The sequence below is a fragment of the Pseudomonadota bacterium genome (genome assembly GCA_022361155.1).
Taxonomy (GTDB): domain Bacteria; phylum Myxococcota_A; class Polyangia; order Polyangiales; family JAKSBK01; genus JAKSBK01.
The window spans coordinates 1-9,414 of the sequence record JAKSBK010000435.1; the positions used below are offsets into that span (position 1 = coordinate 1).

5 protein-coding genes are annotated in these 9,414 nt (G+C 67.6%); 1 reads left to right on the forward strand and 4 read right to left on the reverse strand.

Features of this window, described 5'->3' with window-relative positions; all coding sequences use genetic code 11:
- Positions 1-198 precede the first annotated feature (198 nt).
- Both MJD61_16595 and MJD61_16600 read right to left on the reverse strand, forming a co-directional pair.
- Positions 199-2,268, reverse strand: a complete 2,070-nt coding sequence (locus tag MJD61_16595; protein MCG8556881.1) for a hypothetical protein — start codon at positions 2,266-2,268, stop codon at positions 199-201.
- 51 nt (positions 2,269-2,319) lie between these two features.
- Entirely contained in the window at positions 2,320-4,167 is a 1,848-nt protein-coding gene (locus tag MJD61_16600) for a hypothetical protein (protein MCG8556882.1), read from the reverse strand.
- A gap of 403 nt (positions 4,168-4,570) precedes the next feature.
- On the opposite strand from MJD61_16600, the gene MJD61_16605 reads away from it, so the two are divergent.
- A complete protein-coding gene (locus MJD61_16605) occupies positions 4,571-6,367 on the forward strand; it encodes a M3 family oligoendopeptidase (GenBank protein MCG8556883.1) in 1,797 nt (598 codons plus the stop codon).
- Here the strand turns inward: MJD61_16605 and queG are convergent.
- Complete coding sequence (gene queG, locus MJD61_16610) at positions 6,354-7,391, reverse strand: tRNA epoxyqueuosine(34) reductase QueG (protein ID MCG8556884.1); 1,038 nt, start codon at positions 7,389-7,391, stop codon at positions 6,354-6,356. The genes MJD61_16605 and queG overlap by 14 nt on opposite strands.
- The gene (locus MJD61_16615) at positions 7,381-9,060 is read right to left on the reverse strand and encodes a TonB C-terminal domain-containing protein (GenBank protein MCG8556885.1); all 1,680 of its coding nucleotides are present in this window, start codon (positions 9,058-9,060) and stop codon (positions 7,381-7,383) included. Before MJD61_16615 ends, queG begins: the two co-directional genes overlap by 11 nt.
- Positions 9,061-9,414: the final 354 nt, after the last annotated feature.

A 9,414-nucleotide genomic window follows, 5' to 3' on the forward strand; every position in this document is an offset into this window, starting at 1 on the left:
GCCAGTGCACCCCGCTCTTTGCCGTGCACCCCAAGAACACCTGCAAGAGTGCTCAACAGGAGCTTTCGGTCCGAAGAGCGCCCTAAGGCGTCGGGTCAAAATAACATCGCCACTTCGACTTCGATCCATCCCGTCCAGCGGTGTTGCGCCGCCTTCGAATACAGGGAGGTCTCGACCTGTTTATTTTGTCACGAGCCCTCACTGCACGAGCTCCAGGTACTCCCACGAGGGCGTGTGGTTGTTGCGGTTTGTGGGCTGGTTCCACAGGTGAACCGCGCCGTAGCTAGTCAGCACCCCGTTCTCCTCGACCAGTGCCGCGAGAAACAGCTGCACGTTGTTCGTCAACCGCACCGAGGAAAACGCGACCCAGTAGTAGGTGCGTCCCGCCGCGGATTTGGCCTGAGGCGACCATTGCGGCCACGAGTTGTAGACTCCCGGACTGGTCTTGCCCGTGCACTGTGGCGGATCGTTGGCGTGCAGACGCAGTGCCGCCCCGCCCGTCGCGGATACCACGAGAACCTCCCCATCCGGCCGGTCGTGGCAGCGAACGTTCCCGGGAACCCGGCTGAACGCCACCAGCCTGCCGTCCGGCGAGAAGCGAGGCATGCACTCGTTGAAGTCGGGGTCGCTCGCGCCCGCGATGGGTAGTGCCATGCCGCCCTGGCGGTTGTTGTAGGGAACGATATGGAGGTTGCCACCGAACCCGATCGTTGCTCCCGACCATACGTCCGACCCGGACGCGTAGACGATCCACGTGCCATCCGAGCTCATATCGGGCATCGCCGGCTCTCCGCCGTCGCCCCCGCGTCGAATGACGCCCCAGCCCTGCCCCTGGGCATCCGAAGCCGCCTCGAGGTCCGTCCAGATGATGTCTCGTGGTGTTGGAGGCCGGCCGGGCCTAAACGTCGTCACCATGATGCGGTCGCCCGGCACCCAATGTGCTGGCGAGAAGTCGGGCATATGCTGCTCTGCACGCTGCGTAAGACCCCTGGCCGCTGGGGTCATGAAGGGTGGCGGCCCCACCAGGCCCGCAGCGGTCGCGAACTCGATGCCCGCGGGATCTCCGCTCGTAGGCGAAGTGCTGGCCGAAAAGGCGATATGCAGGCCATCGGGCGTGGACGAATGGCAGCCGATACACCGCGATCCCGGAATCTGGCTGTGCCGCACCACGTCCCGAACCGGCTGCGTGCCGGCCTTGAAGCCCCGCAACAAGGTATCCCCGCGCTCCAGATCCCAGTAGACAATGCTGCCATCGGCCGTGACCGGCGCGATCCAGATGGTCCCAACACTCCCGAGCCGAGGCGCGCCCCCACCGCTGTCGGCGCTGCGTAGGCTTACCTCTACCGGCGCTCCGCCCGCCGCGGAGGCCACGAGGCCCCTCCAGATGGGATCCGGTAGGGTCCAGTCGTTGGCCTGCGTATAGACGAGCAAGTCGTTCGGTTGGCTCGCGGTTCGGAGGCGAATCTCGGTTACGTCGTGGCCGCCGGGTCTTTGAAAACGGAAGCGAGGCGGCAGCCAGTTGGTCGGGTACATGGCTCCCGGGCCGTGGATCTCCGGCGCGACCAGGCAGGGTCCGGCGCCGGGAACATCCGGCTGGCCAAAAACGCCAGGCACCTGGGGCGGCAGCCCGGGGTCGGTGATCGGCGTTGCAGGGAATGCTGGGGGAGGAGGCGGCCCACCTGTGCCGCCGATGCCTGCCAGCCCACCACTGCCTGCCGGGCCCATGCTACCGCCTAGGCCGCCAATCCCCGTCAAGCCACCGGCGCCACCCAGGCCGCCACCGAGTCCGGCCCTTCCCCCCGCGCCACCGATACCCCCAATCGCGCCTGCACCGCCAACGCCACCGGGACCCCCAACGCCAGCCGGCCCGATGATGCCCCCTGCACCCCCCCCGCCAGAGGCCCCCGGGCCGCCGACGCCCGCCGCAGCGCCAACACCCGCCACGCCGGGACCGCCGATGCCTGCCGCCGATCCGCCCATACCGCCGGGGACGGGACCCGCCCCCGATATTCCCGCTGGCCCGCCTTGAACGCCGGCACCCATCGGAGTGCCGCTGCCAGCCGTGACGCCGCTACCTGACCCGCCGGCTACAGACATGCCTCCTGACGGTCGCCGCGGGGGTAAACGCCCCTCGGTGCTGGAGCTGCCCACCGCACACCCCGCCATTACCAAGCACCCGAACGCGAGCACGATGAACGGCTTTGCTGCAGCAGAAAGCTTCTCTGCGGCGCTCGCTTCCTCTAGCTCGCCGGCGCAACCGCCTTTCATATGTGACGACCATAGCACTACCTGAGGGTTGCGCGGTAGCTGAACGCTTCCCTACTGCACCAGCTCCAAGTACTCCCAAGACGGCGTGTGGTTCTGCCTGTCCTGCGCCTGGTTCCAAAGATGGACCGCACCGTGGCTCGTGAGCACGCCGCCTTGCTCCACGAGCGCGGTCATGAACAGCTGTCTGATGCCGCCCAGGCGTTGAGAGGTAAACAGCATCCAGTGGTACGTGCGCCCGAGCGCTTGGCGGGCCTCAGGAGACCACCTGGGCCAGGTGTTGTAGACGCCCGGGCTTGTCAGGTTGGTGCATTGCGCCGGGTCGTTCGCAGCCAAGCGCACGGGCGCGCCGCCGACGGCTGGCAGGACGTAGATCTCCCCCTGGGGGTTGCTGCCGCTGCGGGTGAAGCTCGGGACGCGAGCGAACACGACCCACCTGCTGTCCGCGGAAAAGCTGGGCATGAACTCGCTGAAATCCGAGGAGCTTGCACCTGCCAGCGGCAGCGACATCCCGCCCTGCCGCTGGTTGTAGGGAACGATACGCAAGTCCGCATTTCCGTTGGGCACGATGATCCCTACTTCGGACGGGCCGGACGCGTACACGATCTGCGTGCCGTCCGGACTGAAGTCGGCACCCGTGGCCTCTGCTGAGTCGCCCAGGCGCTGGACGACGTCCCAGCCTTGCCCCCTGGCCTCGGATACGGCTTCCAGGTCGGTCCAGATGATCTCGCTGCGTCCGAACGCGCCCTGCCTGTAGATCGACAGCATGATGCGGTCGCCCGGCAGCCAGTGTGCGCGCGAGAAGCTGGGGATGTGCTGCTGCTGGCGTTGCGTGAGGTTGAAGGCGGCCGGCGTCATGAAAGCGGCCGGCCCCACCAGCCCGGCGGCGGTCGCGAAGTCGATGGTGGACGGCGGTCCGAGCCTGGGGTCCGTGCTGGCCGAAAAAGCCAGCAGCTGGCCGTCGGGGGTCGCGGAATGGCAGCCGATGCAATTCTTGCCAGGCACCTGACTGTGTCTGACGATGGTGCGAACCGGTTCGGTGCCGGCCTGGAAGCCGCGCAGCAGCGTGTCGCCCAGCTCGACATCCCAGTAGACGATGCTGCCCTTGGCAGCCACGGGTGCAATCGAAATCGTCCCCGTGCTACCGATTCGCGGCGGGCTCGGCGGTCTCCCGCCGCTGCCACTGCCCGCGCTGCGCAAGCTCACCTGAATGGGCGGGCCAGCCGCAGCGGTGGCCACGAGGCTGGCCCACATGGGCGCGGGCATGGTCCACTGTGGAGCCGCTGTGTACACGACGAGGTCGTTCGGTTGATTGACGCTTCGTAGCCGAATCTCCGTCACGTCGTGCTCTTGGGGACGCACGAAACGGAAGCGGGGAGGCAGCCAGTTGTTCGGATACATGGCCCCGGCGCCATGGATCTCGGGGGCGACAAGACACGGTCCCGGCCCAGGAACATCCGGTTGGGCGAACACGCCGGGAACCTGCGGAGTCAACGGCGGATCCACGATCGGAGCCGGTGGGAAGGCCGGCGGAAGGGCGCCACCCGCACCCCCGATTCCAGTTCCGCCCATGCCCGCCAAGCCACCGATGCCCGCGAAGCCACCGATGCCGGCCAGGCCGCCACCACCGGCCGAACCACCCACCCCACCAAGGCCACCCATACCCCCAAGCCCACCAGCAGCGGCAGATCCGCCAACGCCGCCACGGCCACCCATGCCGCCACGGCCACCCATGCCAGCCAGGCCGCCGCCAACGCCGCCACGGCCGCCCGCGCCCCCAGAGCCCGCGGCCCCGCCCATGCCGGCGGTCCCGCCCATGCCGGCGGTCGCGCCCGCGCCCGCCGCGCCGCCCATGCCTCCGGGGTTGCCGATGCCTGCCGGACCACCAGCGCCTGCCTGCATGCCACCTGCCCCCGCGGATGGGCCACCTGTGCCGGCCGGTGCAGCAGTCCCCGCTGCGGGGCCGCTACCCGAGACACCCGGGGCTGCAGCAGCGCCGCCGGTAGGCCCTGCGCTGCCCGCCCGGGGCGCTGGAGGTCCTTGCCCAGGATCCGAGGTGCCGGCCGCGCACCCGACAGCCAACATGCATGTTATCGCGGCTAGTACCGCGATCCGTGGTACTAGTGTCCCAAGGCTCTGGCTGTGATTACTGTAGGCATCCGGTCTTGGCTGACGAAGCCGACGAAGAAGACAAAGCGTCACGTTGGACCTCCGCAACACAGTGTCGCCTTTTTCCCAGTTCCTTCAAGGCGACCCGCCCCTCGCTGCAAGTCCCTGGTGGGTTGGGCCCTGAGTTAAACAGCCGATGAATACTGCCTCAGCCACGCAACCGAACTGGGACATGACGCCGTACTTCTCCGCACTGGAGGCGGCAGATTACGCGGACTACCGCCGCGACCTCGACACCGATATCGCCACGCTACGAGCCAGCGGGGAGGATCTGGGTGCGCTCAGCGCTGCGAAGCGCGCCGGATGGGCGAGCCTGCTCGCGCAGCTCGAGCAAGTCTACAGCCGTTTCGCCCATGTTTGCTCGTATGTGGGTTGCATCGGTGCAGCGGACTCGGCCGACGAAGCCATCAAGCGTGAAGACGCGAGTCTCGCTGCCCTTGGCGCCGAGCTCGAAAAGGTCTTCGTGGCGGTACGCGGCGCGTTCAAGAACGCGAGCGACGCAGAGTTCGACGCGTTGCTCGCCGATGAGCGGCTCTTGGACGTGGGCTACTTCCTGCGCCGCATCCGCAGGGAGTCGGCTCTTACCATGAGCACGGCCCTCGAGGGACTGGCGGCGGATCTATCGGTCAGCGGGATCTCGGCCTGGGGGCGGCTTTACGATCGGATCTCCGGCACGCTCGAATTCGAGCTGGCGTTGCCGGACAAGAAGCCGAAGCGCCTGCCTGTCGCCATGACCCGCAGCTTCCTCGAGGACGCGGACGCCGGGGTTCGCAGGGCGGCGCAGCTGGGCGCGAATGCCGCTTGGCGAGGTGTGGGCGATTCGGTTGCGGCCTGCCTCAACGCGATCGCCGGCACGAGGCTCACCCTGTACAAGCGACGTGGCATCGGCCACTTCCTCGAGCCTGCGCTGCTCGATGCCGGCATCGAGCGCGCCACGCTCGACGCCATGCTCGAGACGGTGCGCAGCCGCCAGAGCGTCGCCCAGCGCTACCTCAAGCTCAAGGCGAAGATGCTGGGCATGAGCAGGCTTGGTTTTCAGGATACGATGGCGTCCCTGCCCGATGGCTTACCCCGGATCTCATGGCGGCAGGCAACGCTCCGCGTCTGCGAGGCTTTTGGAAACTTCTATCCAGCCCTGCGTGAGCTCGCCGAGCGCGCTTTGAGGGAGCGCTGGATCGACTACGAGCCGCGGGTGGCAAAACGCCCGGGAGGATTCTGTTCCAGCTCCCATGTGATCGGACAATCGCGGGTGTTCATGACCTACAACGGCGTCATGGGCGACGTGCAGACCCTGGCTCACGAGCTTGGCCACGCCTTCCATGCCTGGATCATGCGCGACCTGCGCCCGTGGCAATGCGACTACCCGATGACATTGGCGGAGACGGCTTCCACCTTTGCCGAAACGCTGGTTACCGACGCCGCGCTCGAGTCCGCGGACTCGGTGCGGCGTCGCGCGATCCTGGATCACCGCCTGATGGAAGGCGCGATCTTCCTGTGCAACATCCCGATGCGCTTCGATTTCGAATACGCGCTCTACGAACGCCGAGCCGAGGGTGAGCTGTCGGTTGGCCAGCTTGGGGAGCTGATGCTGGAGGCCCAGCGCCAGAACTTCGGCGATTCGATCGCCGAGAGCCAGCTCGATCCCTGGTATTGGGCATCGAAGCTGCATTTCTACATCACGGGGCTTAGTTTCTATAACTTCCCATACACCTTTGGCTATCTGTTCAGCCTCGGGATCTTCGCGCGGGCCAAGGCCGAGGGAAGCTCGTTCCTGCCAAAGTACGAGCTGCTGCTGCGGGCAACCGGAAGCGCAAGCGCCGAGACCATCGCGCGCCAGACGCTGGGGATCGACTTGCAGGGTAACCAGTTCTGGAACGAGTCCATCGATCTGATCGAGCGGGACCTCGCTGCGCTCGAAGCTATCGAGCGCTGAGCCGGCGCGAGGCCCAGCTTGCGGCCTCGCGCACGGCCGGCGAGGCGTGCGTGCTTGCCGCCTCTTGGAGCACCGGAAGGGCGCGACGCGAGGCGCTGTTGCCGAGCGCGATGGCCGCGTTTCGCGCCATGCCTTCCCAACCCGCCCGCTTCAGGGGCGAGCCGTGCGCATAGCGCCTGAAGGCAGCCTCATCCATCGTGAGCAGCGCCGCGGCATCCAGCGACGCCCAGCGCGCCGGGGTCGTGAACTCCTCGGGGGTCTCCTGCCGCGCGGCGCGGCCCTGGTTGAAGGGGCATACGTCCTGGCAGACGTCGCAGCCAAAGATCCAGGCACCCAGCGAGCTGCGCAGGGGCTGAGCGATGCGGTCTCTGTGCTCGATGGTCAAGTAGGCGATGCAGCGCCGGGCATCGAGCTGGCGCGGGCCCACGAGGGCTTGCGTCGGACACGCGGACAAGCAGCGGCTGCAGCTGCCGCAGCGCTCCGACATCGGCTCGTCGGCCTCGAGCTCGGCGTCCGTCAGCAGGGTCGCCAGAAACACGTGGGAGCCGAGACCGGGAACGATCAGGCAGCCGTTTTTTCCGATGAAGCCCAAACCCGCCCGCTGTGCCCAGGCGCGTTCGAGCACGGGCATGCTGTCTGTCGAGTAACGCACGCGGTGCCCGCGCTCGGTGAGCAGGCGCGAGAGCTTCCTGAGCCGTTTTCCGAGCACGTTGTGGTAGTCACGGCCCTGGGCGTAGCGCGCCACGAGCGCCGGTCGCGGACCAGCGGGCGGCGTCTTGCCCATGTGCGAAGCGGCCAGCGCGACGACGCTGCGCGCACCCGGAAGCATGCGTGGATGGCGAGGGTCGGCGCGCACCTGCGCGGTGTCCTTCATGTAGCGCATGCCAGCGTGAAAGCCGGCCTCGAGCCAGGCGTCGAGCCGCTGTGCGTCACTTTCCAGGCGAGTTGCACGGGCGATCCCCACCCGCACGAAGCCGAGCTCCCGTGCCCGCGCCTTGAGCGCGGCCGCTAGCTCAGCGTACATCGTGCCCGCGCAGCGGGTTCGGCCGACCAGCGCCCCCGGGATGGATCGAAATCAAGGCGGCCAGCTTATGCTGACCGGACGCCCTGGCTCGGTAACCCATCTGACTGTCCGGAGGATCCTGGCGCGGATGCGGCTCAGGTTCGCTGCCGGGATCACGAAACGGAGGATGCTTGGATTTCGGCGTCCCCGGTGGGGAGTCGAGAATGAACGGCTCGGCGTTGAACGTGCCGCACTGACGGTGGTTACGATAGAAGCCCCAACGCACGTACACCCGCCCGTCCCCAGACAGAATCTGGGGTGGTGCCTCGGGATAGGGCTGCCCCCGCATCACCGCGTCGAACGCGCCGTAGTCGAAAGGCAACAGGCCGCTGGTCTTGACGATGGTGATCCTGTGCACGCTGCCGTCTCGGTTAAACGCGATCTCCAGCCGAGTCTGGAGCGTGGGGTCGCTGAAGGGCCCGCTGCCCGCAGGTAGGCTGCCCAGAAAACCCTCGGCGAACTGCGGGTGAAGGCGCCGATGAACCGCCGCCAGGTAGGCGGCGAAAGGCGACGCCGCGGTATTGAGCGCGGTGTGGGTGCCGGGCTTTATGGCGTGAACGTGGTTTTCGACGGCAGCCCGGAACTGTCTCCAGCGCCGGATGCGGCTGCCGCCACGCCCCTTGGCTTTCATGCGCCGAGCGTACGCCTTGCGCTGTTCGCGAAGCTCGTTCGCTCCCATGGCAAGCTCGAACCGGCTCCACGTAAGGTTCAACCGATCGTCACCCTGGGCCACTCCGGTGCCGCCCGCCAACCCCTTGGCGCGCCGGGCACGGCTTCCTTTGCGCGCGGAGCCGCCGGTGTCGCCTCCGCCGCGGCCACGCGGGCGTCGTGGTCGCACGACAAGCCGGTAGCTCCCCGTAGCGTCTTTCACGAGGACTCCCTCCTCCGGAACGCCGCCCCTGGAGGCAGGGGTCGCTCGCGCAGGGGGCACCGGCCGGCCACTTTCGCCTGCTGCGGGTGCCGAGTTCTTGGGTTGCGGCTTGTCGCTCGCAGCCAGCTGGTTGCCTTCGTCCTTGTCGCCCAGCGCGTGCTCGGGATCCTCGGCGCGCGTGCCGGGTTCTTCCTCGCTCTGCTGCCGCCCCGGTCGATGGCGGCCAGCGGTAGGGCCGCCGCTTTGCGGCTCGGGATCGTCACGCGTCAGACTGCGTACCCTGGCCACGGTCTCTTCTTCGACACGCCGATTGTGCTCTGCGATGAAGCGGGGATTGTCAGGAGTCTCTACGTTGGGGTCGGAGCTGCGTTGAGTAACCGCATGCGGAGTCACATCCGTCGCCGGCCTGGAACGCGCTCGAGCCAAGAGCTGCTTGGGCTGCGGCTCGCGTGCTCGCTTGGGCCTGGGGCGTCGCTCCGGGCGGGGTCTGCGCGCCCGCAACGACTTCGCGCGTTCGTTCGCCTTGTCCCGGCGAGCCTTCTCTCGAAGCTTCCGCGTATTGGCTTTGCGCGTACGCCGCGACGAGACCTCGGGCTTCGAGGTCAACTCGAACTCGACGTAACCGGGCTCCACGTCGTGGTCCAGGCCGAGCGAGCGCTCCAGCGATCCCAGAATCTGATAGGCGCCGCCGTGCAGTCCCGCAGAGGAGGTCAGCGACAGAAGAAAGATGAATAATCCCGGAGTGATGTAGCGGCGCACCCGCGGCTCCTGCCTATGTAGACCTAGCGCGCATCCAGCGCATGGGCAATGGCCCCGCGGGACGCTATCGTGCTGGCGGCAGGGGGCCGACGCGTCCCTGGACCTGCACGGTGCGGCCGGCGAGCGAGCTTTTCTTTCTGGCGGACTCGGAGCTCGACAGCGGACGCCGGCGGTGGTTGGGTTGGCAGCATGCTGGACAAGCACCCGGCCCTCGAGCTAGACGGCGCCACCGCGTCGCTGTTGGAGCAGTATGGCTTTGACCGCCACACGTTCGAGCGGCTTCGTGCCCAGCTTCAGCAGCTCGGCACAACGGGCTTCGACAACCGCGTGCGCGGCAAGGTCGAAGCGCCTCGC